The 22,658-nt window shown below is 45.3% G+C and carries 30 protein-coding genes and 3 tRNA genes; all 33 read right to left on the bottom strand.

The window, feature by feature from the left end; translation table 11 throughout:
* Positions 1 to 79: 79 nt before the first annotated feature.
* Entirely contained in the window at positions 80 to 1,105 is a 1,026-nt protein-coding gene (locus ACXJGZ_RS01250; RefSeq protein ID WP_456397874.1) for a polyprenyl synthetase family protein, read from the bottom strand.
* A gap of 4 nt (positions 1,106 to 1,109) precedes the next feature.
* The gene (locus tag ACXJGZ_RS01245; RefSeq protein ID WP_293256090.1) at positions 1,110 to 2,435 is read right to left on the bottom strand and encodes an RNase J family beta-CASP ribonuclease; all 1,326 of its coding nucleotides are present in this window, start codon (positions 2,433 to 2,435) and stop codon (positions 1,110 to 1,112) included.
* Between the two features lie 139 nt (positions 2,436 to 2,574).
* Positions 2,575 to 3,699, bottom strand: a complete 1,125-nt coding sequence (gene fni, locus ACXJGZ_RS01240; RefSeq protein WP_456320836.1) for a type 2 isopentenyl-diphosphate Delta-isomerase — start codon at positions 3,697 to 3,699, stop codon at positions 2,575 to 2,577.
* 4 nt (positions 3,700 to 3,703) lie between these two features.
* Positions 3,704 to 4,483: an isopentenyl phosphate kinase gene (locus ACXJGZ_RS01235; protein WP_456397872.1), complete on the bottom strand. Its 780-nt coding sequence runs from the start codon at positions 4,481 to 4,483 to the stop codon at positions 3,704 to 3,706.
* A 33-nt stretch (positions 4,484 to 4,516) separates the two neighbouring features.
* Positions 4,517 to 6,331 (bottom strand): prenyltransferase/squalene oxidase repeat-containing protein, encoded by a 1,815-nt coding sequence (locus ACXJGZ_RS01230; protein WP_456397870.1) that lies wholly within the window; start codon positions 6,329 to 6,331, stop codon positions 4,517 to 4,519.
* Between the two features lie 9 nt (positions 6,332 to 6,340).
* Positions 6,341 to 7,117: a hypothetical protein gene (locus ACXJGZ_RS01225; protein ID WP_456326291.1), complete on the bottom strand. Its 777-nt coding sequence runs from the start codon at positions 7,115 to 7,117 to the stop codon at positions 6,341 to 6,343.
* 183 nt (positions 7,118 to 7,300) lie between these two features.
* On the bottom strand, positions 7,301 to 8,302 hold the full coding sequence (locus ACXJGZ_RS01220) for a mevalonate kinase (RefSeq protein ID WP_456326290.1): 1,002 nt from the start codon (positions 8,300 to 8,302) through the stop codon (positions 7,301 to 7,303).
* 53 nt (positions 8,303 to 8,355) lie between these two features.
* Positions 8,356 to 9,228, bottom strand: coding sequence for an MEMO1 family protein (locus tag ACXJGZ_RS01215; RefSeq protein ID WP_456321772.1), 873 nt, complete (start codon positions 9,226 to 9,228; stop codon positions 8,356 to 8,358).
* A 78-nt stretch (positions 9,229 to 9,306) separates the two neighbouring features.
* Complete coding sequence (rpsB, locus tag ACXJGZ_RS01210) at positions 9,307 to 9,912, bottom strand: 30S ribosomal protein S2 (RefSeq protein ID WP_293255179.1); 606 nt, start codon at positions 9,910 to 9,912, stop codon at positions 9,307 to 9,309.
* 6 nt (positions 9,913 to 9,918) lie between these two features.
* On the bottom strand, positions 9,919 to 10,950 hold the full coding sequence (locus tag ACXJGZ_RS01205; protein WP_293255182.1) for a hypothetical protein: 1,032 nt from the start codon (positions 10,948 to 10,950) through the stop codon (positions 9,919 to 9,921).
* Positions 10,951 to 10,960: 10 nt separating this feature from the next.
* Positions 10,961 to 11,137 carry a DNA-directed RNA polymerase subunit K gene (locus ACXJGZ_RS01200; protein WP_293255191.1) on the bottom strand — a complete coding sequence of 59 codons (177 nt, stop codon included), beginning with the start codon at positions 11,135 to 11,137 and terminating at the stop codon, positions 10,961 to 10,963.
* A gap of 21 nt (positions 11,138 to 11,158) precedes the next feature.
* A tRNA-Pro gene (locus ACXJGZ_RS01195) sits at positions 11,159 to 11,236 on the bottom strand.
* 18 nt (positions 11,237 to 11,254) lie between these two features.
* Complete coding sequence (locus tag ACXJGZ_RS01190) at positions 11,255 to 11,449, bottom strand: DNA-directed RNA polymerase subunit N (RefSeq protein ID WP_293255185.1); 195 nt, start codon at positions 11,447 to 11,449, stop codon at positions 11,255 to 11,257.
* 69 nt (positions 11,450 to 11,518) lie between these two features.
* Positions 11,519 to 11,929 carry a 30S ribosomal protein S9 gene (locus tag ACXJGZ_RS01185; RefSeq protein ID WP_456321773.1) on the bottom strand — a complete coding sequence of 137 codons (411 nt, stop codon included), beginning with the start codon at positions 11,927 to 11,929 and terminating at the stop codon, positions 11,519 to 11,521.
* 10 nt (positions 11,930 to 11,939) lie between these two features.
* Positions 11,940 to 12,368: a 50S ribosomal protein L13 gene (locus ACXJGZ_RS01180; RefSeq protein ID WP_456321774.1), complete on the bottom strand. Its 429-nt coding sequence runs from the start codon at positions 12,366 to 12,368 to the stop codon at positions 11,940 to 11,942.
* 6 nt (positions 12,369 to 12,374) lie between these two features.
* The gene (locus tag ACXJGZ_RS01175) at positions 12,375 to 12,737 is read right to left on the bottom strand and encodes a 50S ribosomal protein L18e (protein ID WP_456321775.1); all 363 of its coding nucleotides are present in this window, start codon (positions 12,735 to 12,737) and stop codon (positions 12,375 to 12,377) included.
* Between the two features lie 56 nt (positions 12,738 to 12,793).
* A tRNA-Leu gene (locus ACXJGZ_RS01170) sits at positions 12,794 to 12,881 on the bottom strand.
* A 1-nt stretch (position 12,882) separates the two neighbouring features.
* Positions 12,883 to 13,659: a DNA-directed RNA polymerase subunit D gene (locus ACXJGZ_RS01165; RefSeq protein ID WP_456397865.1), complete on the bottom strand. Its 777-nt coding sequence runs from the start codon at positions 13,657 to 13,659 to the stop codon at positions 12,883 to 12,885.
* Positions 13,660 to 13,689: 30 nt separating this feature from the next.
* Positions 13,690 to 14,100: a 30S ribosomal protein S11 gene (locus ACXJGZ_RS01160; RefSeq protein ID WP_293256766.1), complete on the bottom strand. Its 411-nt coding sequence runs from the start codon at positions 14,098 to 14,100 to the stop codon at positions 13,690 to 13,692.
* Entirely contained in the window at positions 14,097 to 14,639 is a 543-nt protein-coding gene (locus ACXJGZ_RS01155) for a 30S ribosomal protein S4 (RefSeq protein WP_293256763.1), read from the bottom strand. The genes ACXJGZ_RS01160 and ACXJGZ_RS01155 overlap by 4 nt, the downstream gene beginning before the upstream one ends.
* A 10-nt stretch (positions 14,640 to 14,649) precedes the next feature.
* On the bottom strand, positions 14,650 to 15,096 hold the full coding sequence (locus tag ACXJGZ_RS01150; RefSeq protein WP_293256761.1) for a 30S ribosomal protein S13: 447 nt from the start codon (positions 15,094 to 15,096) through the stop codon (positions 14,650 to 14,652).
* 41 nt (positions 15,097 to 15,137) lie between these two features.
* A tRNA-Ser gene (locus ACXJGZ_RS01145) sits at positions 15,138 to 15,224 on the bottom strand.
* Positions 15,210 to 15,797, bottom strand: coding sequence for a class I SAM-dependent methyltransferase (locus ACXJGZ_RS01140; RefSeq protein WP_293256759.1), 588 nt, complete (start codon positions 15,795 to 15,797; stop codon positions 15,210 to 15,212). Before ACXJGZ_RS01140 ends, ACXJGZ_RS01145 begins: the two co-directional genes overlap by 15 nt.
* Before the next feature lie 101 nt (positions 15,798 to 15,898).
* Positions 15,899 to 16,900 (bottom strand): RNA-guided pseudouridylation complex pseudouridine synthase subunit Cbf5, encoded by a 1,002-nt coding sequence (locus tag ACXJGZ_RS01135; protein ID WP_456397966.1) that lies wholly within the window; start codon positions 16,898 to 16,900, stop codon positions 15,899 to 15,901.
* A 203-nt stretch (positions 16,901 to 17,103) separates the two neighbouring features.
* Positions 17,104 to 17,352 (bottom strand): 50S ribosomal protein L14e, encoded by a 249-nt coding sequence (locus ACXJGZ_RS01130; protein WP_456397862.1) that lies wholly within the window; start codon positions 17,350 to 17,352, stop codon positions 17,104 to 17,106.
* The gene (cmk, locus tag ACXJGZ_RS01125; protein ID WP_456321778.1) at positions 17,353 to 17,931 is read right to left on the bottom strand and encodes a (d)CMP kinase; all 579 of its coding nucleotides are present in this window, start codon (positions 17,929 to 17,931) and stop codon (positions 17,353 to 17,355) included.
* A gap of 15 nt (positions 17,932 to 17,946) precedes the next feature.
* Positions 17,947 to 18,219, bottom strand: a complete 273-nt coding sequence (locus ACXJGZ_RS01120) for a 50S ribosomal protein L34e (protein WP_293256751.1) — start codon at positions 18,217 to 18,219, stop codon at positions 17,947 to 17,949.
* A gap of 50 nt (positions 18,220 to 18,269) precedes the next feature.
* Positions 18,270 to 18,794: an EMC3/TMCO1 family protein gene (locus ACXJGZ_RS01115; RefSeq protein ID WP_293256749.1), complete on the bottom strand. Its 525-nt coding sequence runs from the start codon at positions 18,792 to 18,794 to the stop codon at positions 18,270 to 18,272.
* Complete coding sequence (locus ACXJGZ_RS01110; RefSeq protein WP_293256746.1) at positions 18,787 to 19,377, bottom strand: adenylate kinase; 591 nt, start codon at positions 19,375 to 19,377, stop codon at positions 18,787 to 18,789. Before ACXJGZ_RS01110 ends, ACXJGZ_RS01115 begins: the two co-directional genes overlap by 8 nt.
* A gap of 208 nt (positions 19,378 to 19,585) precedes the next feature.
* Positions 19,586 to 20,983, bottom strand: coding sequence for a preprotein translocase subunit SecY (gene secY, locus ACXJGZ_RS01105; protein WP_456326287.1), 1,398 nt, complete (start codon positions 20,981 to 20,983; stop codon positions 19,586 to 19,588).
* A 32-nt stretch (positions 20,984 to 21,015) separates the two neighbouring features.
* Positions 21,016 to 21,459 carry an uL15m family ribosomal protein gene (locus ACXJGZ_RS01100; protein ID WP_293256740.1) on the bottom strand — a complete coding sequence of 148 codons (444 nt, stop codon included), beginning with the start codon at positions 21,457 to 21,459 and terminating at the stop codon, positions 21,016 to 21,018.
* 10 nt (positions 21,460 to 21,469) lie between these two features.
* Positions 21,470 to 21,934, bottom strand: coding sequence for a 50S ribosomal protein L30 (locus tag ACXJGZ_RS01095; protein WP_293256737.1), 465 nt, complete (start codon positions 21,932 to 21,934; stop codon positions 21,470 to 21,472).
* Between the two features lie 11 nt (positions 21,935 to 21,945).
* Entirely contained in the window at positions 21,946 to 22,653 is a 708-nt protein-coding gene (gene rpsE / locus ACXJGZ_RS01090; RefSeq protein WP_456397857.1) for a 30S ribosomal protein S5, read from the bottom strand.
* Positions 22,654 to 22,658 lie beyond the last annotated feature (5 nt).

Raw genomic sequence — 22,658 nt, 5'->3', positions numbered from 1 at the left:
TAGAACGCTGGGATAGAGCATATGAAAAGTGGAAGGGAGGAGCGGAGCATCCGCCGGTGGGATGGCTTTTAGCTAAACCCTAATACTCCCTCTCGACAATGAAGTCCGCCAAGAGCTCTAAGTTCTTCCTTGCTTCACTCTCTGGGAGCACTTTGAGGGCTCCCTTCGCTTCATTGGCTAAATTTTTGGCGAGCTTTGCAGCATAGTCAATGCTTCCGTACTTTTTAAGGAGATTTATTGCCTTTTTAACTTCCTCTTGAATATCTTCATTTATAACTCCTTCTCCCTTTACATCACCCGCATATTTTCCAAAGACCTTGAAGAACTCTTTTTTGTCCTCTTCACTCGCATGCTCAAGGAAATGGGCCACTATTATCGTCCTCTTACCCTTTCTTATGTCGCTTCCAACCGGCTTTCCGAGTTTCTCTTCGTCCGCTATCAAATCTAGAACGTCATCCCATATCTGGAAGGCTATTCCCACGTTTCGTCCATATCTTGAGAGCGCTTGTATATACTCCTCATTGTCCGTTCCAATGATTGCCCCAATGGTCGCAGAGGCATCTATCAACGCCCCTGTCTTACCGCTTATCATCTTCATATACTCCTCAACCGTAACATCGCCCCTCGTCTCGAACTCTATATCCATTGCCTGCCCTTCACAGAGCTCATTTGATGTTTTTGCCATGTAGTCGAGTATTCTTATGACTTTAGAAGGTTCTATTGGTATCCTAGCTATCGCCTCGAAGACCTTTGAAAAGAGTAGATCGCCTGCAAGAATTGCCATGTTGATGCCCCATACCTTATGCACCGTTGGCTTTCCGCGTCTCTTTTCATCCATGTCCATTATGTCATCATGAACGAGGGAGTAGTTATGGAGGAGCTCAACGGCAGCTGCACCATATAATGCATCCTCCCACTTTCCTCCCACGGCCTCTGCTGCACTCAGCACAACGAAAGGCCTTACTCTTTTCCCGCCAGCAAGAGGATAGTGCCTTGCCGCATCATAGAGCTCTTTGGGCTCATTCTCGGGGATGAGCTCAAATATGGCACCATCAACGATCCCGGCTTTCTCCTTCATGGCTTTGAAGAGTGAATCGAATCTCATATTATCACCCCTTGATGCTGACCATATACCCATTTCTTGAGACAAATACATCCCTACCTATTAAATAACCTTCCTCTTCGGCAAGCTCGGCATAATGGGTGAGCATTCTAAAATCTCCATGTGCTGGTATTATGTTCTCAGGGTTTAAAAGTCTAATCAAATAGCGATGATCTTCTCTAGAGGCGTGCCCTGAAACATGGAGATCCTTGACGAGTCTTACATTCCGCATTCCAAGCTTCGTTTCAAGGGCATATCTTTGAGCAACATTCAGTGGATTTGGAATAACCCCCGCTGAGAACACTACGGTATCCCTCTCTCCAAGGTCGTACATCTCACCATTCGCCATTCTAGTCAAAACTGCACCCGGCTCTCCCTGATGTCCCGTCACTATTAGGAGGTATTTATCCCTAGCTTGAGACACTTCTCTAAGAGTCTTCTGAACTGCAGCGGGACTTCTAACAGCTTTGGCCCCTTTCATCTTTATCAAGCCAAGCTGCTTTGCGATGCCCGTGTACTTTGAGAGAGAGCGGCCTATCAGGACAGCCTGTCTCCCCATGTTATTGGCTATCTCTATGAGCTCCTGAAGACGAGCTATATGGGATGCAAAGGTCGTCGCCACGAGACCATCCGCATCCATCCCATCATAGTAGAAGAAATCTTCAAGGAGCATTTTTGCCACAGTCTCGCTTGGAGTCTTTGTGGGCTGTGCCACGCGTGTGGATTCTCCAAGTAAAACTTTAACCCCTTCTTTGCCGAGTTCTTTTAAACGTTTGTAATCGGGTTTTTCACCGAGAGGGTTGTGGTTGTCAAACTTGTAGTCACACGCATAGACCACCGCTCCTTCGGGGGTGTGCACCACAACCATGGCTGATTGAGGGATTGAATGTGTGATTTGAACAAATTCTATAGCCAGGTTCTCACTGACCTGAACTATCTCTCCATATTGTGTCTCGTACATTGGATTCTTAACCTCAAAATATCTCTCGCTTCTAGCTTCATTTTTGGCTAGCTTTATTGTGTATGGCGTTCCATAGAGGGGAACATTTGGATAATGAGGTGCAAGCTTCGTTATTGCCCCAATGTGATCCAGATGACCGTGTGAGAGTGCAATTGCCACGACATTCTTGTCCCTTAGAGCTGTGTCATCTGGAATTGCTCCCAATCTCCTAAGCTCCTTGGAGTTCATTTGCTGAAAGTTGACATCCTCATGGATGAGAACTCTATCAAGACGAATTCCCATATCAATTATTACAACCTCGTTCTCATATTCAATGGCGGTCATGTTTTTACCTACTTCCTCATAACCGCCCAGTGTATAGACCTTTATCATTTTATTTCCTCCGTAAATTTGTGTTGAGGCGGACTTCTGTCGGCCTCGGCCCTTTAAGTGATGAGGCGGAACCCCATCGGGTTATGCTATACTTGATGGGAGGGTTTAAAAATGTGTGCATTAGCAAATATAAGAAAAGTCAAAGAACCCTTCTCCCCTCCCTTAGAAACTCCCATAACTCTATCCTCTGCTCAAGCCACTCCCTCGCAAAGCCTGTAACCACGAGAGGCACCTTCCTAAGCTCATCCACATTCCTTGCACCGACGAGGAACATTGTATTTCTGAGTTCTTCTATATAACGTCTGAGTATGTTTACAACTCCATCAACATCTCCTTTTACGGCAGGCTTAAGCAAGGGTAAGGCAATTCCGGCTAAGTTTGCTCCCAAAGCTAAGGCTTTTGCGATCATTATGCCATCTCTGATTCCCCCCGTGCTTATTATTGGTAGATCAGTCGCATATCTAACTTCTGCAACACTTAATGCCGTGGGAATTCCCCAGTCCCAGAACCTAAATGCAAGGTTTCTACTCTTTTCATCCCTCGCCCTATAATACTCCACACCGCTCCATGAAGTCCCACCAAGACCTCCAACATCTATTGCATCGATGCCAATGCTCTCAAGTTTTACAGCAACTTCTTTAGAAACGCCCGCACCGGTCTCCTTCGCTATTATTGGATAAGGAAACTCACTCTTAAGCTCGGCCAAAGCATTCAAAACGCCCCTGTACTGGGTATCTCCTTCTGGTTGGACACTCTCTTGGAGAGGATTCATGTGAAATGCCAAAGCATCAGCTTGTATTGTCTCGACAGCTTTGAGGGCTTCATCAATACCATAGCGATTTGGGATTGTTTCGGAAAACTGGGGTGCACCCAAGTTGCCAACGAGGAAAATATCGGGGGCTACATCTCTAACGTAGTAGCTTTCCCAGGTCTCAGGCTTCCTTATCATCGCTCTCTGGCTCCCAACACCCATTGGAATGTTGAGCTCCTGGGCAGCTTTAGCTAAGGTCTTGTTTATCTTCCCCGCAAGCTGCGAACCTTTAGTTCCTCCGGTCATTCCCGCAATCATTATCGGGTAATCAAATTTCCTTCCAAGGAGCTCTACACTTAGATCAATCTCGTCCTTATCTATTTCAGGCAATGACATGTGGACAAAGTGTATATTCTCAAATTGAGTGCTCACATGAGCTTCAACCTGCTTCTTTAAACAGTGCTCTATATGCTCAAACTTCCTTATGACAGTGAGCTCTTCTTTATCAAACATGAAATCACCTCTTAATTGCAGTTCCAACCTTTTCCCCTTTAAGTGCTTTGATCAGGTTACCCCTAACTTTCCCGTTTATGAAGTAAACCTCCGAATAGCTAGAAATCTTGAGGGCTTCGCGGAGTTTATTCCCAATTCCCCCCGTAACATCAATTCCTGAGGATTCTGAGCTTTTGAGGAGATGCTCAATCCCTTCACTGCTGAGCTCTTCTATAAGCTTAGCATCCTCTTCCTTTGGGTTTTTGTTGTAGATTCCGTCAACATCCATAAGGAATATAACTTTGCTCGGCTTGAGCATCTTCGCTAGATAGCTGACTATCTGGTCTCCAGAGAGGATGTCTATCCCCTTTTCAAGAGCTATTGCTGTGTCTCCGAACAAAATTGGAATAAAGTCCTTCTCAAGGAGCTTCCTCAAAACCTCAAGCTCTCCGTAGATTATATCACCTTTCTCTATCATGAATATCGAAGAAGACGAGACAGAGTAAGCGGGCAGTCCTTCTTCAAGGAAAACATTGATTATCAAGTCGTTGAGCTTCAGCATCGCTTGGTGGGTCTTTGAGAAGCCTATCCTCTTGCGCTCCACATCGTTAGTAAGGCCTTCCCTAACGCGATATTCCTTCGCATTTGGGTGTCCAAAGCTGCCGCCGCCGTGGACAAGGATAAAGCCCTCCCCTGGATAAAAGCCGGCAATTTCTTTCGCTATTCCTTTAACGATGTCCTTGTTGAAGGAATAGGGAGCTTTTTTGTCACTTATGACACTGCCACCGAGCTTGATGATTATCATTGCAAACACCAAATAAACAATAAATTTAAGGATTTATAGCAGTTTTGAAGATTGATCATGAAGAGAGAGCATCTCTAATATTCTCAGCGCAAGATATGTAGCATAGGAGTCTCCACACACATAGCTATTTTTTGAACCATATGACATGTCAAATTCACCATAAGGGCATTGAATATCTTTAAGGAACTTTAAAAGCCCATCAATGTCTCTGGGAACTGCACCCATAGAAGTTAATGCTTCGATTACTAACTCAGTACTATACAAATCCGGAGCTCCCCAACCTCCTTCTGTTTGCTGGTTTTGCAACCATGCTATGGTCTTTTGATCACAATATTCGTATCCCAGTTCGTTAAGTAAGATAACGGAGTATGCCGTGAACTCTAAATTATGCTTAAAACTGCCGTCTTTTTCTCTGTACTCAAGCAGCTTATCCGCAATATCTCTCCTAGTTCCATTCTCTACAATTACATTAAGCTTTTTGCCGAGGTCTAAAAGCAGTATGAAATGCTCCATGTGTACAGGATCATTCGTTATAATGTCCGGATTTTTAAGATACTTCTCTAAGAGGAATACTGTCATATTTCGAAAATATTCCCACTTATTTTTATCCAGCTCAATTCCAGCCAGCTTATAACTATCATATATGCTCCACAGTGTTTTCGGATCGTTTGCTCTGGAGAGCTCTTTATCGAGATAGTCTTTGAGTTTAATCCTATCAATATCACCCCCCAGTGTCTTCAGGATATACACGGTTTTATAAGTTTCAATAGGATTGGTTTTCAATTTCTGGGGAAATATAAAACCTCCAAAAGGAGATTCCCTATTATGGATAAACTCAAGGGTATCCCGATCAGGCTCTTCTCCAATCATAATCAAAGCCATTATGGCAAAATAAGTGCCCTGATGCTCTCCATAATTATCCCCAAAGATATGATATCCACCATCATCAAGTTTTCTTTCTTCTAATGTCCTGTAAATAATGTCCCTGGATTCACTATCTAAGAGTCCCGTTTTATTAAGCACTCCCGCCACATAAGCAACATAAAAAAGAGGTGCCCTCGGATTTAAATGTGAAATCAGGTCTTGGGATATGTTCTGTATAAAGTCCTTCTTTTCCTCATAGGTTTTAAGCATTTTATAGTCAATCCCCATCATCTCAAGTGTCTCCACAGTATGGTAAAAGGAGGATATATATTCAACAACCTGTTTAAAATTATATCTCTCCGGAGGCCTTAATGAATACCACTCTTCGAGAGTCCAGTTCCCTGCCTTTGTATAGTTTAACGCAACGAGTGTTTTCAGTGCCATCCATGTACAATCCATCCCATTGCATGTGAACTTCCCGTTTTTCTGTCTGTATGAGAGTACTCTCTTAATGATCTCATTCCGGTTATGGGGAGTTTCATTTAACAATTTTAAACTCATCACGCCGAAGTAAATTCCACCCAGCTCATCGGGATATTTCGATACATTCTGGAAAAAGTTGTTCTCGTTGAGATGCAACCATTTTATCGTCCTTTCCTTATTATGTGGACTTTCATTTATTAAGGATAATGCACTGATAAAATAGTATGTAGAATCAATATAGGGCTGAATTAGAATAGGGTCATCGAGAAAACCGCCGTCGGTGGTCTGTCCGAGGTATAAGCGTCGTAAGGTCATATTTATCCATTGATCTTCTAAAAAATCGGAGAGATTAAGGGGTTTCATCGAATTTGTTTTCTGGCATGTTTGGGGTTCCTTTGTTGCCGTCTCTTTGGGGAGGGACTCAGAAATACAGCCCGAAATGGCCGAATTCACAACTAAAAGAATTAAAATGAAGGGAATAGCTCTCCCTGTGCCCACCATTATCCCCCCTTAAAAAGATACTGAAGCTGTGGCTCCAACTCCATACCACGTATGAGTTCCAAAATAAAAATCATTGCTGGCATGTGTAGACACCTTAAAAACTCTTGATCCATCATGAGTTTCTGCAGATACTTCTCTACTACCACTCCCAAAGTCGTATCCAAGGTAATATGTGTCAAAAGCATGGAAGGTCTTGCTTATTGTGATTGAACCGGATTGGGTACTCAATGTAAACCCAGGAGGTTTGGAAATTGTTATATCTGCATTTAGTTTAGTAGTATAAAACGTAATCTCCACCCCCATTGATATTTCGTCTGCATTATATCCTTCCCAATACACCTCATCTAATTCTCTCCATGACATAGCATCTGTGTATCCTTCCACAAGCACATAATCTCCGGACCAATATGCCTCCCTACGCACTGTTTCTTCAGCATATGCTCCAATGTAAACTTCTCCCACTGCGGGGAGGGTTATTGGTCTTTGATTCCCATCTGCATCACTTTTTGTATCTGCAACAAGAGCAAGAGGAGTATTTGCTTTACTTGTTATATCTTCCATATGTCTCATCGCTATTTGCCTTCTTATTTGTTCAATCAATATTTTCTTGTTTATCCCTTCTGCATTCGCTATGGTGATTATTCCGTCCTTTTCTATGATTTTCACGGGTTTTTCCTCTATGTAGAGAGCATATTCTGGGATTTTTGTAGTATCTGCGGCCCTTGCAATCCCTGCTGTTGTTCCGATTATTATCAATCCAACAAGCAGTGCAAGCAGTTTTTTCATTTGTCCACCTCCTACTAAACACTGCAATAATACTTTTGACCTGGAAACTTATAAATTTTTCTTTTACTAGTTGTAATCCATCACAATTTTCCTCTCGTGGAGTTATTACCTTCTAACCGTGTCTTCAAGAACCCCATTAGCCAAAAGAGACCTGAGTAAAAGAATGAACAAAAACGAACATTACTATGTAATATCCTCAATCCTGACTCCCTCGCGGCTTATCTTTGTTATGAGTGGCATTCCCCCACCTATTTTTATTGCCGTTGCCACTTCACTCTGCTTGCTTGGTGCTAGAGCATACATGCATCCACCCCCACCAGCACCCGTGATTTTAGCCCCTATCGCTCCTGCTTCTCTGGATGCATAGACCAGATCACTCAAACTCTTTGTCGAAACTCCAATGGCATCCAGAAGCCCGTGATTTATATTCATAAGCTTTCCAAGGAGCTTAAATTTTATATCTCTATCATAGTCAGAAAGGATTATCTCCCTTGCCCTCTCAACAACTTTCCCCATTGAGCTTATTATGGGCTCCATTATATCGGGCATTTCCTCTAGATTTCTTCTGACCTTTGAAACGAGCTCTTTTGTGCTCCCGCTTGTCCCTGTATAACCCACCACTATTGGAAGTTCCAGAACAGGTAGCTCTTCAAAGGAACCTTTTTGGTAGTACAAGAAACCTCCAACGGCTGAAACCGTTGGGTCTATTCCACTTGAAGCACCTTGGACGAGGAGTTCCACTTTATGACCGAGCTTACCAACCTCTGAGGGCGTAAGCTCAAGTCCGAGCAATCTCGAAACAGCTCCTATCGTAGCCACTGCCACGGCTGCCGATGAGCCAAGTCCAGCTCCCACGGGAATCTGGGAGGTTATTGAGACCGTAATTCCCCTATCTTCTCTATCCGCTTCTTCTTTAACAAGTTCAATAGCCTGTCTCACATAGCTCAAAACTTCCGCAGCCCGTCCATAATCGCTCTCAAAGTAAATCTCATTCTCCGAGAAAGATACAGTTAGGCCCGGGACTTTGATATCCTTTGCTTCAATTTTAATGGCTTTCTTCTCATTGAATGATGCCCAAACATAAGTCCTTAAATCAATAGCTGCTGCAATAGCGGGTTTTCCATAAACAACGCTGTGTTCTCCAAAGAGTATGATCTTAGCAGGTGCAGATGCTAAAACTCTCATTTCCAACCCTCCAAAAGTTAAGGGAAGATAGGGGTTAGGGGTTAAAATATTTGCTACTTCTTGATCACGATGGATGCATAGCCAACTATAGCATCCGTGCTCCTGCTCACTTCATAGCTTGTCGTATAGTGTAAAAGCTCTGCTTCAACAGCTCCTGCCAAACGGGAATAAACTATCGCTGCAGCAACCCCTCCGGGGCCGCACATTGTGTGATTCATCTCTCTAAGTTCTTTAAACATTTCTCTATAATCCAGGTTCAGGATTTGTCTTATTATCCTGAAGTCCCACTCTTTTATCCTACCCAGTAAATCCCCACCCCTCGCTCTAAATGGCATGTAGCCATATGCATATCCGTAGTGTATCATATCCGTACTGGCTATGACGACGATGTCCCTTCCCAGCTCCTGAGAGGCTTCAAATATGGCTTTTCCCAGATCCTTGGCAACTTCTTCATCCTGAATACTCAAAGTTATGGGAACTATCTCCACATCCTCATCCGCTTTTTCAGATATATACTGGATAAAGGGAAGCTGAACTTCCAGGGAGTGCTCATATTTATGTGCCATGTCATCCAGATCGGCGAGGGTGGAGTGCTTTGCAATTGCCTTTGAAAGTTCAGCATCAACACGGACTTTCCCAAGAGGTGTAAGCCATTCTCCCTTTGGATAAATCGCAACTGGAGAGCCAAAACCCGCATGGTTAGGCCCCAAGAGAACGAAAGTCTCCGGAAGCCCATCCTCATAAATCACCTTAAACGTCCTCGACGCTGTGAAACCCGAAAATACATACCCTGCGTGGGGTGCAACTCCCGCGGTTATTTTTCTTTCGTTTCCTCTCTCTCCCAGATCCCCAAAGAAGTGCTCAAGCATTGTCAAAAGCTCTTTATCCCCGGGATAGAAAGTGCCCGCAACGGCTGGATATCTCATTCACACCACCAAAGGAGAATAGCATTTGAAGTTTATATGCTTTAAGATAAAAAGAGTAAAGAGTAGAGAGTGAGGGCTTTAGCCCCGTATAATTCTCATCTCAAAGTCTTCTACCGTAAACTTAAAGTCCTCCCTGCTTGAGATCTCACCCCTGTTGAAAAGGACTTCTCTAGCAAGTATCCAGTATACCAAAGCAAGTGCCTTCCTACCCTTGTTGTTTGTTGGGATTGCAAGATCAACGAAGCTCAGGAGGTTCTCAGTATCAACGAGAGCAACTATTGGAATTCCTATCTCTTTCGCCTCTTTGACCGCCTGATGATCGGCCCTTGGATCCGTAACTATGAGGACATCGGGCTCTATGAAGTTTTTGACCTGTGGATTTGTCATCGTTCCTGGGAGAAATCTTCCCGGGATGGCCCTTGCTCCTGTAACTTCCCCAAATTTTTTAACTGGTTTCTGACCGTAAAGCCTGACGCTAACAGCGAGAATATTCTCGGGGTCAAACTTAGCCAGGAACTTCCCGGCAACCTTTAATCTTTCATCCGTCTTCCGAACATCCAAAACGTAGAGACCATCTTGCCTTACCCTGTAGATAAAGCGCTCCATATCCTTTGTCTTCTGCTGGGTTCCGATATGGATACCAGCTGCCAGATACTGGTCAAGTGAAACTAAATACTCCTCCATTTTCCTTCACCCCTCAAAAGTTATTATTCTAGCTCTTTCACCCAATTCTTCAGCGACTCTAATGAGCTCGTTTATTTTAACGAGCGAGTCAATATTCAACACAACTGCCGGGCTTTTGAGCCCAACAGCCAGATGAGCCAAAGCCGGATCGGCTGACTCAAATGAAGCTTCCGCCAGTATGGGCGTTATCTTCTCTGATCTTGCATCGCTTACTATGTTATAGATATCGGTGAGCGTTCCAAAGTTTATGGGCTTTATGGAGAGCGCATTGTAGTAGCGCCTGTCCAGGATATCCTTCTCTTTAAACAGGTTCTCACCGTCTATGAATACCCCATGGGTTTCAGCCATGAGTTCAAGGTAAACCTCCTCTTCAGAGCTCAGAGGCTTGATATACGCCACGTTATGGTTCTCGATTATCTGGAGGAGATCCTCAAGATTCATATCCTCGAGCCCGATAAGTCCAAGACCGATATCAATCCCAAGCTCCTCACTTGCCCTTTCTGAAGCCTTTGAAATGTTTTCTAGAGCATATGACTTTGAAAGCTCCCTAATTTTGACCGCCGCATCCAGTGCGTCTCTTATCTCGGTTATATCCCTAACGATTGCCAGATATTTAAAATGTCCGTCGCTTCCAAATTCCACCATTGGGACGGGTATCTCCGTGCTGAATGTTCCTCCTATATATCGATATAGAGGGATTCCCTTCGAAACCGCCGCCGCCTTTGCAACAGCTATCGATATAGCCAGAGCCGTATTCGCGCCAATATGTCCCAGATCTTCCGTTCCATCGATCTCCCAGAGGTAACTATCTATGAGCTCCTGATCCTGGGCATCGAACCCTATTAACTCAGGGCCTATTATTTCGTCGACTTCACTAACTCCTCTATACGCTTCCACCAGATAGAGCATTGGATTGGTCTCCAGGGGGGCTGCAAAGCGTCCAAATCCTGAAGGCGTGATAACATCCACTTCTATGGAATATTTACCCCCTTTAAGCACCGAGATTCTTGAGATTACGTTGTTTATTATCGTGTCCATAGCTCCACCTTCAGCTAGTCGGTCTTATAACCGTGATTGGAATTACACCTTTTTCAAATTCCAGTATGGCTGCTTCCAAGGGTGTTATTCCCTGCGGAACTTCGATTAGCACGGGTGCTCCCATAGCTATCTGCAGAGCCCTTGCCCCTACAACCCTCGCCTTTTCAAACCTTGTGTACTTAAACATCACCATCACCTTTGCAAATTTTGGTGGGGCCGCCGGGATTTGAACCCGGGTTTCCGGCACCCCAAGCCGAGAGGATGGACCAAGCTACCCCACGGCCCCGCCAAAGAAATGTGGTTTTTAAATCTTGTACTGCATCACATCATCTATGAGCTCAACGTGACTCAGGAGCATTCTTCTGCAGCAGTATCTCTCCAAACCCAGATCATCCAGCACTTTCTCCGGGTCTTCACCTTTCTCCACACGCTCCTTGAATATGTAGTATTTATCACCTATCACCTTGCCACAGGTGAAGCACCTTACGGGTACTATCATGTTTACACCTTCTCAACCTTTTAAATTTATTAAATTTAAATCTTTCGAAAGTATAGCAAAGGAAAGGGCTCAACGATAGCTCTTCTGTCTCTTAGCTCTCGGACCTTTTGTTGAGCGGTTCGGTTTGTGTGGCTCTGTTCTCCTTGAGTCCCCAACGAGCATTGTCCTATCATACTGCATGTATGTGTCTTTCAGTGCCATGTCATTTGTCCATTCCACGAGTGCCCTTGCGATTGCGACGCGCGCTGCCTCGGCCTGACCCATAACTCCTCCACCCTGAACTTTAACATCTATATCAACCTTGTTAACTATTCCCTCTCCCGCCAATACGAGGGGTTCCATAACAACAAAGCGGATCATCTCGGGCTCCATTATCTCTACGGGTTTTCCGTTGATCCTGATCCTACCCTTTCCCTCTCTAATCGTGGCTCTCGCAATTGCACTCTTCCTCTTTCCAGCAGTTTGGATTACCTTGACCATTTATATCACCTCAGAATTTTCCACCCAGATACTTTGCTACATCACCAACTTTAACAAACTTGGGAACCTTGAGTCTCGATATGTGAGCCTCGCTTATTGTCTCAAACTCTTTGCCTTCGAACTCCTTAGGAACACCTACGTAAACCTTCAGGTGCCTGAAGGCTTTCCTTCCTTTGTCCTTCTTCCATGGGAGCATTCCCCTAACTGTTCTCCTTACAATCTCGTCACTTCTTTTTGGATAGAATGGACCTTTCTGCGGGTTCGAGATTGACCTGAAGCTTGTTCTGCGCTTGTACTTTTCAAAGATGTACTCTTTGTTTCCGGTGATTATAGCCTTGTCAGCATTAACTATAACAATCTCTTCGCCCTCAAGGAGCATTTTAGCAACCTTTGAAGCCATTCTTCCCAATATGAGTCCTTCAGCATTGATAATCCTCATGGCTCATCACTCCATTATAATTACTCCACTACCCTTGGGGTTTCTCTCAATAAGCTCTTCAATCTTAAGAGCCTCCCCACCTGCACTCAGGATCTTGTTCCTTGCTTCTTCGCTAAAGCTCCATGCTGCAACGATTACTTTGTGATCAATTCTTCCTGCGCCCAGGACTTTGCCGGGGACTATGACAAAATCACCATCCTTGGTGTATCTGTTTATCTTGCTAATGTTAACCTCTGCCTTCTGCCTCCTTGGTTTCTCCAGGCGCCAGGCTATATCCTTCCAAATCTTAACATTTTCTTCGTTTGATTTTTTCCTTAAATACCTTATGAGCCTTCTCAAATTAATGTCAGTTGGACCCGTTCTCTTCATGAGCATTCCTCCATAACATTTTTCATCTCGCACCGTCTTGGGAGGGATAACCGTGATGGTGCGGGGGACGGGATTTGAACCCGCGAACCCCTACGGGACGGGACCCTGAATCCCGCGCCTTTGGCCAGGCTCGGCAACCCCCGCGCTATTCCGCTAATCTATGAAGTTCGCTTATAAATTTATCGCCCTTTCTCATGAGTATCTTCAGGGCGATGCTGACGATTTGCTCCACAGGAATTTCTCCATTGCTTTCAACTGTAAACACAAAGGTATCCGGAACTATCTCCTCTTTTATGAGGTCTCCTTTATATTCATCAAACTCCCTGGGGAGATAGAACGGCTTTTCTGTAATTATGATCAGTTCATTTTTGTTTTCTTCTACGGGCAATTCCCTCTTCTCTGCAATGCCCTTTAATTTCTCCCAGTTTGGAACTTCCTTGCTCACATGGATCTTAGTTAAGTACTTGTAGTAAGCAATCCCCGGCTGCCATTTTGCATGCTCCCTTCCGCGGCCAAGCCTCGCGTATGCGTTAAACATGACCCTCTGTCCTTCGGCGAGCTTGACTATGGGTATATCCGGATTTGCAGGTTTAATATCGGGGTCATCGCTCTTCAAATCTCCCGAGTACACCACGCCAGGACCTTCAGCCTCAAGTGAAAGGGTCACGGTATACTCGTCCAAATCCAGCGAATCAAGTTCAAATCTATCTACAGGCGTTGTTAGAGGAATCAGACCCAGGCGGTGTGCAATCATCTCATCAAACAGGGCGGAATTGTTCTCATAGAACTCCACTTCATCAATTGCAAAAGTTGGAACCTCGGCAATTATAGTTCTCCTCAATGCGTTTGCGAAGGCTACATCTACTCCCCAGATAATAAAGCGAACCGAATCCTCTCCCCTTTTAAGAATTTTAATTTTCATCGCTCTCACCAAAAAAAGAAGTTGTAAGGGTCAAACCCTTCTGCCTCTCCTACCGCCTTTCGGTCTCGTACCATCGTGCGGTATTGGAGTGGCATCCTCAACTCTTCCTATCCTGAGACCCGCCCTTGCCAGAGCTCTAATAGCAGCTTGAGCACCCGGTCCTGGAGTCTTGCTCTTGCTCCCTCCCGGAGCTCTGACCTTTATGTGAACACCGGTGATGCCTTTTTCCAATGCTTCTTCCGCCGCCCTCTTAGCTGCCATCATTGCGGCATATGGTGATGGTTCATCCCTATCCGCTTTAACCACCATACCACCGCTGCACTTTGAGATGGTCTCAGCACCTGTCAAATCGGTTATATGAATTATTGTATTGTTGTAGGAAGAGTAAATGTGAGCAACTCCCCACTTCTCCTTTTTCTTTATGTTGATCTCATCACTCATTGTGCCTCACCCTTTTGAGCCTGTTCTATCATCATCCTCTCGGGATGCTGGGCATTTGCAAATGGTGAATTCTTAACGTAGGATATTGTTTCTTCCTCTCCCCTGAGCACTAGATAGCTGGGAGATCTGATAACCTGTCCGTTAATCTCTATGTGCCCGTGAACTATTAACTGTCTCGCTTGCCTTGGAGTTCTGGCAAAACCTCTCTTGAAGACGAGTGTTTGAAGTCTTCTTTCTAAGATATCCCCAAGCGTTAATGAAAGGACGTCATCAAGGCGTGCCTCTTGAGGAAGCACTCCAAGTCTCTTCAATCTCTGGAGGAGCTGTTCCCTCTCAACTTCAGCCTGCTTTCCACGAGCGGCAAGCAAACGCCTAGCCCTTCTTCTAAAGTTCCTGAGCTGTGTCTCATGCTTCCAAAGTTCCTTCTTGTTCTTCAGAGCATACTTCTGCATAATGTCCTTCTCTCTATCAATCCTCTCCTTAATCCAGGGATGAGAGGGAGTCTCATACCTCTTCCTCTGTCTTTTAGGGTCTCCCATTTACACCACCTCACTTCCTTCTCCTACTAACTCCCAAAGTAGCACCGTGTCTAAAGTGCGCCCTAGTCCTCTGTCCTCTAACAGGCAGACCAAGCTGGTGTCTGATACCCCTGTATGATCTCAATCTCATGAGTCTGTTGAAGTCTTCTCTCCAGTACATGGCGAGCTTTGCTCCAATTAAGTGCATGCTTCTTCCTGTCTCGTAGTCCTTCGGTCTGTTAACAGCCCACTCGGGAATTCCATGGGCAAGGGGATCACTTAGCACCGCCTCTATCTTCTTAACATCCTCGTCCTTCATATAACCGAGTTTTTGGAATGGATCCAGACCAGCTGCCCTGCAGAGCATTGTTGCAAAGTTTATTCCTATACCTTTAATGCCTGTTAAAGCCCACCTAAGCTGCTTATTTCCGTCCAAATCCGTTCCAGCGATACGCACGATGTGTCTAAAGTCTGCCATTATAATTACACCTCCAACGAGTTAATCCTTCTCAAGGATTTTGGCGCCGGGACGGGGATTTGAACCCCGGTGGGCAAACGCCCACGGGCTCTCAAGGCCCGCGCCATCCCAGGCTAGGCTATCCCGGCATAGATTCTATAGCCGCTACCCTTCGATAGCTCTCTCACATCTTTAAAGGTTTGCTCCATCAAACCCTTAATATATTTTGCGCCTTGATTTGTGCGAATGACAAGCTGAAGTAAGCCTCCATCGTAGAGATGCTTAGGAGCATTTATAACTATTTCCCTCAGCACCTCTTTGCCCGCATGCACGGGAGGATTTGTTAGTATTGTGTTGAACCTTTCATTTGCAACGGGTTCATAAAGGTTTCCCCACCGCACCTCCCCATTCTCCACATTGTTGATTTTTAAATTTTTCCTTGCTATGCTGACCGCTCTCCTGTTCACATCCACCATAACCACTCTTTTTACAAAGCGCGATGCCACTATTCCTATTACACCATAACCACACCCGAGATCCAGAAGCTTCCAGTCCCTGCTAAAAATCGCACTCTCCAAGAGAAGCTTGGTTCCTAAGTCGAGCTTTCCAAAGGAAAAAACTCCGCTCGCTGTGATAAATTTAAAGCGCTCTCCCCTCACCATAACATCAATGGTTTTCGTTTTCAATGGAACGTTCGGGTTTTCGGAGTAGTAGTGGCTCATGGAGGGAAGTAAGAAAAGGGGTTTAAAAAGGTAAGGGAAAACATCATTAATGACGTTAAAATGAAGGTTAACTTACGCTGGTGCCTATCCTGCAAGAGGTGCTACCACATCTTTGGATACCAATCCCTGGGCATGAGCACCTTCTCCACATCAACCGCTATACCCTTCCTCTCATTGAACATTTCTCCACTGGTCATCTTGGCTTTTCCAAGGGCAACAAGCTCATCTTTGAGCGTCATTATGGCCACGAGGTCGCCACGCTTAATGCCTTTGTGAAGCTTGACAACTCCCGGAATCGCCAGGTCCGCCCCATAGGTTACGGCAGCAACCGCTGAGTCCCTAATCCACACCTTGGGCAAGTGCTCAACCGCTTTCTCCATTGGTTGGATTGCTTTTCTAAAGTAATCCTCTATTCCATCGTCCTTCCAAAAGTGATAGGCATCGATCAAATCGTGGAGCGTTACGAGGGTTTCATCCTCCTTGAAGGGTCCACTCCTCGTCCTCCTAAGCTCGGCCATGTGAGCGCCTACTCCCAAAGCTAGGCCTATATGGTGGATGAGCGACCTTATGTATGTCCCGGCTTCGACACCAACCCTGAAGAGGACGTCCTTGCCATCAATCTCCAAAACATCAATGTAGTAAACCTTTCTGGTTCTCAGTCTCCTTTTAACGGCACTCCTCAAAGGAGGCCTCTGAATTATCTCACCTTCAAACTCCCTCATTACTTGAAGTATTTTTTCCTTCTTAACATTACCGTGGAGGTGCATTAAAGCCACATACTCCTTACCTGCCGGTAAAAGGGCTTGAACCACCCTCGTGGCGTTTTCAAGGGCTGTTGGGAGAATACCGCTCACTTTGGGATCAAGGGTCCCACCGTGGCCCGCCTTATTTAAGTTTAAAATCCTCTTAACCCATGCCACTACCTCATGGGAGCTCGGTCCTGGGGGCTTATCCAAGTTAATAACCCCATACTTTATATGCAGATCCATCGGTCTTTCATAAGGAGGAAATCCCCACTTGGGGTTGGTCTCTGCCCGATCATCTTTAACCACAACCTCTCTCTTAATATCGGCTGGAAGCCTCCCTTTCTTTTTCTTCGCCATAATCTTCGCCATAAGAATCACCCATGAGCTTGATATGATGGAATAAGAAGAGAAGCTTATAAAGATTTATGGAAAATTCATGTTGCTGTAGAATAATCATCTAACAGCATGCTCTTAAAAGCCATAAGTTTCCCCAGTTCCTTATATTACAAATTTGCAATTTGAAAAAAAGGGTGGGCAAGCGCCCGTTTCATTCAAAGTGCTCATTCGAGTGTTATTCCAGCAGCTTCAAGGGCAGCCTTGACGGTCTCGTCGTCGGCGTTGCGTTCGATGCTAATCTTCTCTGGAAGAGGCTCGAGGTGTTTTATGTTCATCCTTCTCCTCTTAACACCGTTCCCTGCACCCGTTACCAAAACGAAGTTCCTGTCTATTATATCAACCACAACTACCTTCTTTCCTGCCCTTCTTCCAGCTATGATAACACCTATTCTCCCAACTTCAATAGCTACCATTCATTCCACCTCCTTCTTTTTTCCCGTCCCCGCGTCGCCATCGAGGACGAGGTGGTCGATGGCTGCCTTCACAATTTCGAAGACGCCATCAGGATACCATTTTGAGGTATCAATCACCAGGTTATAAATTGAAAGGTCATCTATGTCGATGCTGTAGAGGTTTAAATACCTTTTCTTATTCTGCTTTTCACGCTCAACGGTCTCCATAAAGGCAATGTCATAGGGTTTTTTCTCCCTGCGTGCCACGCGTTCAACCCTCACCCGCAGAGGAGCGTCGAGCCATATTTTTAAATCCGCTTCTTTAACCATCCAGCCAGCCAGACGGCCCTCTATAATCACATTACCTTCTTTTGCAGCTTCTACCTGACGCCTATCGACTTCTCTATCCACCTCGGGATGCAGCTCTGCATATTCCTGGAACTCCGGTAGGCTCATTCCCATCTCTTCGGCCATCTGACGAAATATCAAACCTGCATAGACATGCTTAAAGCCATAATATTTGGCTAAATTGCGGCATAATGTTGTTGTACCACTCCCTGCCAAGCCGCTCACTGTAATTACTAGCCTTTTCATTTTCATCCGCCAATTTTAGCTTTAAATTTCTATTTGAGCCCTAACCTGAGCCTTTATAACTTTACGCATGCACTCAGGGCACAAGTGTGGCATGGGTCTCTCGGGTCTCTTCTGCGTCTTTGAGAGCTTTCCTATTTCACTTGGCCTTCCCCTTGGAATACCGTTCAGCGGTCTTCCACACATTGCACAGTGGGCAACCTTTGGCTTTCTTCTTTCGAAATGAATTGTCACCCTTCCTCCGGGTGTTCTAACGTATTTTCTCCTCCATGACCTTGACCTATACATTGGCTTCATGTCAACACCTCCTGCTAAGCTTTGTTTTCCGGATGGCTTTTTAAATTTAACTAAGCCATGTCCAGCAGCTTCCTCAAGACGGAGCTTACTATCATTGATGTAAGGAAGTACCACCCAAAGAAACCCAGCTCATCGGCCGGGAGTGCCGAGTGGTACATCCCATGGATCCAATCGAAGAGGAAGAACTTAAAGGGAACCTTTATTATTGCAACCTCCGTAAGCCACCTTCTCATCCAGCCAAAGAATATCCAGAATATTGGAAGGGTAAAGAGCATTGGCTTGAGCATTGAATCCTTCATAACTTCATTCTGGAGCTTCAGCATTTCCATCTGCTTCTGCTGGAGCTTTCTCATCTTCTTCTCATCCTTCTTGGCCTGAGCTTCTTTTAACTCCTTCTGGAACTCTTTGTTCATCTCCTGAAGCTTCTTCATCTTGCTCTGGTCAACCAGAAAGTAGTTTAGCAGGGTGAAGAAGGCTCCCAAGATTATTCCCGATATTGTAACCACGCCCATTGGATGCTGCATAAGCATGCTTCCAAACACACTATCCAGAGCCGAGTAAATGCCTTCAATCATATTCTCTCACCGCCAAATTCAATATCTTAACCAGTTCTTCGACAGCTTCTTCCAAACCTTTATCCTCATGATTCTCAATGATCTTTATTAAAGCGTTTGAGTACATCGCATATACGATTGCAGCTGCCCTATTTAAATCTTGGTGTCTCTTTATCTGCTCCTCAGTCTCAACATCCCTATCCCTCTTTAGATCCCTGAGTCTCCTGCCCAAGATTTCACTTGGAAAAGCCTCGATTATTACTACGAAGTTGGGGTTTATGGTCTTCACGACATCCTCGGGCAGTCCAAGGAGATAGCCCAAAGGTGTCTTTACTGTGCAGTGTGTATCCAAAAGCACAGGCTCCTTCTCCGCTATCTCCGCTATCTTACGGGCAGCCTTGAGCTGGAGCAGCTTTTGAGTTGTTAAATCCAGCTTTCTCATCTCATCCCTATGATTCACCAGACCTGCCTTTACCGCTTCTTCGAACATTAGATCTCCGAAGTTCAGAAGTCTAAACTTCGCACTAGCCCTCTTCATTGCAATTCTTGTTATTGTGCTCTTTCCAACCCCGGGTATACCTGTGATAACGACTACAAACGGCATTAAACTCACCTAAGAGCAGTTACTGAAAATGATTTTTTACATGCGTCAAAAGATTTGAAGAAGGCATGCTTTTAAAAGTTTTCCATCAAAAAGGTTTGGAGCAAAATTATGCAACAGAAATTTTTGGAAAAATAACCTGTAAATCTTATTCAGGATGCAGAAAAATTAATGCTCCAGACCCCATCAAAAAGTTGACAAAATAAAAGGGTCACTGGAAGAGCTTGCGAAGCATCGGGAACATTTCGCTTACCTGCTCCCTTGCTATCTCCTCGTAGAACCTGTACAGGATACCCACGGTCAGCAGAATTCCCGTACCCGTACCAAGGGCTCCAAGCAGGTCTGCAGTCACTGCCACAAGTCCTATGGACAGCGAACCCATCACAGTGACGTATGGGATGTATTTATCAAGGACCCTCTCAAGAATTCTGGGATCCCTCCTGAATCCAGGTATCTGCATCCCAGCCCTCTGAAGCTGCCTTGCAATGCTCTTAGCGTCCAGTCCTGTGAGCTCCACCCAGAGCCATCCAAAGAGCAGGCTGAAACCTATTGTCATCAGGGCATAGCCCAGCATGTGGGGCCAGCTGGTAACGCTGAATATATCCCTCGGAGGCCTTGTAAACATGACAAAGCCGCTTATAGGTGCTCCTGTATTGGGATCAAAGGTTCCGAGCCATGGATGTCCGATCCTCACGAGCAACCTGGCCCAAAGCTGGAAGTTGGAATATAGAGCGAATGTAAGGATGACGGGTATGTTGGATACATACATGAACCTTATTGGATATCTACCCCTAACCGTGACCCTTCCATAGCTCAAAGGAATCTCCACGCGCATGCTCTCAAGGTAAACCACTATGACAAAGACTATTATAGTGGCTATGACATTCCACAATGCCGGTAGATTCCCTCTATAAAAGGCTCCCCTTATATCGCCATTCATCAGGTACTGGAAAAATGCGGGTATAGCACCTATAAACGCCTCCTCCTGTGTCCCGGGTATGAAATATCCAGGAGCTCTTAGTGGGTTAAAAGTCTGCGTGATAACTCTCTGCGAAACTCCAGCAGCGATAAACAAACTTATACCGCTTCCAACTCCCCACTTACTCACGAGTTCATCCATTATCATCAGCATTATTCCACCAAAGGCGAGCTGAAGGAGCACTAGTACCGCCAGTGGTATTGTCAAATCCACGCCCACTCTACCGAATGCCCCTGCGAACACATATATCGCTGCCTCAAAGAAGCACATGAACACGGAGAACACTTTTTGAAGTGCCTGATAAAATCTTCTATCATCTGGATTTGATAGATCCAAACTCAAGATTTCAGAACCGACCAAGAGTTGCATTATAATTCCCGCGGTAACGATGGGACCTATACCCAAGGTTAGGATTGAACCGCTTCTACCTGCCAAAACAACTCTAAGGGATTGAAAGTAATCCTGTATGCTCTCTGGAATTCCAAAAAGAGGAATCTCCGCAAGCACGAAGTACAGCAATAACACAACCCCTGTCCATGCAAGCTTTTCCTTCAGGGCAACATGCCTTTTGGGCCTATCAATCTCAGGGAATACCCTTTCGATGGCATAGATTATCTCCCGTGCTCCCATAGTTTACACCTCAAAGATTATTAAAAAGGAAATCAAGCGAGGAGGGCCTCTCCCCCAGCAGCCTCAATTCTCTCCTGAGCCTTGGGGGAGAATGAATAAGCCTTGATCACTAGGGGCTTTGTAAGCTTCCCGGTTCCCAAGACCTTGTCAGCGAACTGCGTTGTATCGACGATTATTTTCCCTTCCTCCTCATAGGCAACTCCCATCTGCATGAGCTCGTCCAAGTGCTCGTCAATGAACTTTAAGTTAACAGCTATGACTTCCCTCTGAACTGCCTTCGGTCTGTGGAAGCCGTGCTTTCCAAGATAGTTGGGCATGTACTTGATTACCCATGTCCACTTCGATTTGTTCCTCTTCCCAGTTCCAGCCATGCCACGACCGCCTTTATGACCGCCGCCGCGGTGCTTCTTCTTACATCCCCATCCGTGAGTGTGAGAGCCCCTAAGCTTTCTCACCTTTTTCTTTTTCCTGATCATCTTCAGCACCTCACAACATTCTCTCTATAAGTTCGTTAATAAGCTCGCCCCTATAACCCAAGGCTCCACCATCTTTGAAGGGTCTCTTGATTGTCTTGTGGCCTCCCCTTGGTGGGTGGAGTCTGAAGACAGGCTTCAAGCCCTCAAGATCTTTTAGGCTCTTCTCTCCATTTATGACTGCCTGGGCAAACTCATCAATGCTCATGCCAAGCTTCTCTTGGACGTATTCCTCTGTAAGCTTCCTGTTTCCTGTAAGTCTTCCTCTCTTCCTGAGGAGCTTTGCAAGGGTCTCCTTATCAATCTCGCCCCAAGTTATGTAATCCTTAACTTTCTGTATCATTCCATTGTAGGATGGATCTTCATCCACTATGACCATGTGGTTAACCTTGTGAAGCCTGAGCATTGCCAATGTGTCCTTAATCTCTCTCTTAACGCCTACCTTTCCTCTAACTCTAATTAAAGCTATCTTTGCCATCTTTGCTCACCTCAAAGTTCAAAGTTTTGAGACATCTCCCTTCCAACTATGATGCCGTAGCGCTCAATCATCTCGGGCTGAACTGCAACGCGGTTCGTGTGGTAGAGTGCATCAAACACAGCGTGTGCGAAGTTAACCGTTGTCCTTGTCTCACCCAGTGTTTGTGACCAGATATCCTGAATACCCGCAAGTGAGAGTATCTTCTTTCCTACGTCACCTATGACGAGTCCAAGACCTCTGGGTCCCGGCATCAGCTTGACCTTAACGCTTCCCGCCTTGCCTTCAACGGCGAAGGGTATTGAGTGGGGTCTCCTGCATCTGCATTCCCAAGAGCCGCAGCCTCTCTTTATCTCTATTATGTTCATCTTGGCATAGTTTATTGCCTTCCTAATAGCAATGCCAACTTCTTTTCCATGACCTATTCCAAGCCCTACATAGCCATCCCTGTTTCCTACGGCGGCTAGAACCCTAAATCTAACCCTCCTACCACTGTCCGTCATTCTAACCGTCAAAGCTATGTCAAGGACTTCCTGGTTTTGCCTGTCGTTAACCTCTGGAAGCAGAATATCAACTATTTCGGGCTCCTTTATCTGGTAGCCCTTCCTGAAGACCTCATGAATATCCCTAATCTGCCCTTCTTTGACAAGCATACCCAGCTTTGTCTTGGGCTGCCATTCGTCTAAAACCCTTTGAGCATACTCCTTCCAGTTTTGGCTCATCTCTC

Source organism: Palaeococcus sp. (in: euryarchaeotes), from assembly GCF_053987695.1.
This window is presented reverse-complemented; position numbering and strand designations above follow the sequence as displayed.

What these genes read in the sequence shown, in the direction of transcription:
- ACXJGZ_RS01205 (WP_293255182.1), bottom strand. Translation starts at nt 10,950, where the DNA reads ATGGACACGATAATAAACAACGTAATCTCAAGAATCTCGGTGCTTAAA.
- ACXJGZ_RS01110 (WP_293256746.1), bottom strand. Translation starts at nt 19,377, where the DNA reads ATGCCGTTTGTAGTCGTTATCACAGGTATACCCGGGGTTGGAAAGAGC.
- ACXJGZ_RS01130 (WP_456397862.1), bottom strand. Translation starts at nt 17,352, where the DNA reads ATGGTAGCTATTGAAGTTGGGAGAATAGGTGTTATCATAGCTGGAAGA.
- rpsE (WP_456397857.1), bottom strand. Translation starts at nt 22,653, where the DNA reads ATGAGCCAAAACTGGAAGGAGTATGCTCAAAGGGTTTTAGACGAATGG.
- ACXJGZ_RS01135 (WP_456397966.1), bottom strand. Translation starts at nt 16,900, where the DNA reads ATGGCGAAGAAAAAGAAAGGGAGGCTTCCAGCCGATATTAAGAGAGAG.
- cmk (WP_456321778.1), bottom strand. Translation starts at nt 17,931, where the DNA reads ATGAAAATGAAAAGGCTAGTAATTACAGTGAGCGGCTTGGCAGGGAGT.
- rpsB (WP_293255179.1), bottom strand. Translation starts at nt 9,912, where the DNA reads ATGGAGGAGTATTTAGTTTCACTTGACCAGTATCTGGCAGCTGGTATC.
- ACXJGZ_RS01215 (WP_456321772.1), bottom strand. Translation starts at nt 9,228, where the DNA reads ATGAGATATCCAGCCGTTGCGGGCACTTTCTATCCCGGGGATAAAGAG.
- secY (WP_456326287.1), bottom strand. Translation starts at nt 20,983, where the DNA reads ATGGGAGCACGGGAGATAATCTATGCCATCGAAAGGGTATTCCCTGAG.
- ACXJGZ_RS01120 (WP_293256751.1), bottom strand. Translation starts at nt 18,219, where the DNA reads ATGAAGCCAATGTATAGGTCAAGGTCATGGAGGAGAAAATACGTTAGA.
- ACXJGZ_RS01150 (WP_293256761.1), bottom strand. Translation starts at nt 15,096, where the DNA reads ATGGCAGACTTTAGACACATCGTGCGTATCGCTGGAACGGATTTGGAC.
- ACXJGZ_RS01155 (WP_293256763.1), bottom strand. Translation starts at nt 14,639, where the DNA reads ATGGGAGACCCTAAAAGACAGAGGAAGAGGTATGAGACTCCCTCTCAT.
- ACXJGZ_RS01250 (WP_456397874.1), bottom strand. Translation starts at nt 1,105, where the DNA reads ATGAGATTCGATTCACTCTTCAAAGCCATGAAGGAGAAAGCCGGGATC.
- ACXJGZ_RS01220 (WP_456326290.1), bottom strand. Translation starts at nt 8,302, where the DNA reads ATGAGAGTTTTAGCATCTGCACCTGCTAAGATCATACTCTTTGGAGAA.
- ACXJGZ_RS01235 (WP_456397872.1), bottom strand. Translation starts at nt 4,483, where the DNA reads ATGATAATCATCAAGCTCGGTGGCAGTGTCATAAGTGACAAAAAAGCT.
- ACXJGZ_RS01190 (WP_293255185.1), bottom strand. Translation starts at nt 11,449, where the DNA reads ATGATAGTACCCGTAAGGTGCTTCACCTGTGGCAAGGTGATAGGTGAT.
- ACXJGZ_RS01175 (WP_456321775.1), bottom strand. Translation starts at nt 12,737, where the DNA reads ATGAAGAGAACGGGTCCAACTGACATTAATTTGAGAAGGCTCATAAGG.
- ACXJGZ_RS01095 (WP_293256737.1), bottom strand. Translation starts at nt 21,934, where the DNA reads ATGGCAAAGATAGCTTTAATTAGAGTTAGAGGAAAGGTAGGCGTTAAG.
- ACXJGZ_RS01165 (WP_456397865.1), bottom strand. Translation starts at nt 13,659, where the DNA reads ATGAAAATTAAAATTCTTAAAAGGGGAGAGGATTCGGTTCGCTTTATT.
- fni (WP_456320836.1), bottom strand. Translation starts at nt 3,699, where the DNA reads ATGTTTGATAAAGAAGAGCTCACTGTCATAAGGAAGTTTGAGCATATA.
- ACXJGZ_RS01180 (WP_456321774.1), bottom strand. Translation starts at nt 12,368, where the DNA reads ATGAGGATTATCAATGCTGAAGGACTCATATTGGGAAGAATGGCTTCA.
- ACXJGZ_RS01115 (WP_293256749.1), bottom strand. Translation starts at nt 18,794, where the DNA reads ATGATTGAAGGCATTTACTCGGCTCTGGATAGTGTGTTTGGAAGCATG.
- ACXJGZ_RS01140 (WP_293256759.1), bottom strand. Translation starts at nt 15,797, where the DNA reads ATGAGCCACTACTACTCCGAAAACCCGAACGTTCCATTGAAAACGAAA.
- ACXJGZ_RS01100 (WP_293256740.1), bottom strand. Translation starts at nt 21,459, where the DNA reads ATGATCAGGAAAAAGAAAAAGGTGAGAAAGCTTAGGGGCTCTCACACT.
- ACXJGZ_RS01200 (WP_293255191.1), bottom strand. Translation starts at nt 11,137, where the DNA reads ATGTTTAAGTACACAAGGTTTGAAAAGGCGAGGGTTGTAGGGGCAAGG.
- ACXJGZ_RS01160 (WP_293256766.1), bottom strand. Translation starts at nt 14,100, where the DNA reads ATGAGTGATGAGATCAACATAAAGAAAAAGGAGAAGTGGGGAGTTGCT.
- ACXJGZ_RS01225 (WP_456326291.1), bottom strand. Translation starts at nt 7,117, where the DNA reads ATGAAAAAACTGCTTGCACTGCTTGTTGGATTGATAATAATCGGAACA.
- ACXJGZ_RS01245 (WP_293256090.1), bottom strand. Translation starts at nt 2,435, where the DNA reads ATGATAAAGGTCTATACACTGGGCGGTTATGAGGAAGTAGGTAAAAAC.
- ACXJGZ_RS01230 (WP_456397870.1), bottom strand. Translation starts at nt 6,331, where the DNA reads ATGGTGGGCACAGGGAGAGCTATTCCCTTCATTTTAATTCTTTTAGTT.
- ACXJGZ_RS01185 (WP_456321773.1), bottom strand. Translation starts at nt 11,929, where the DNA reads ATGGTCAAGGTAATCCAAACTGCTGGAAAGAGGAAGAGTGCAATTGCG.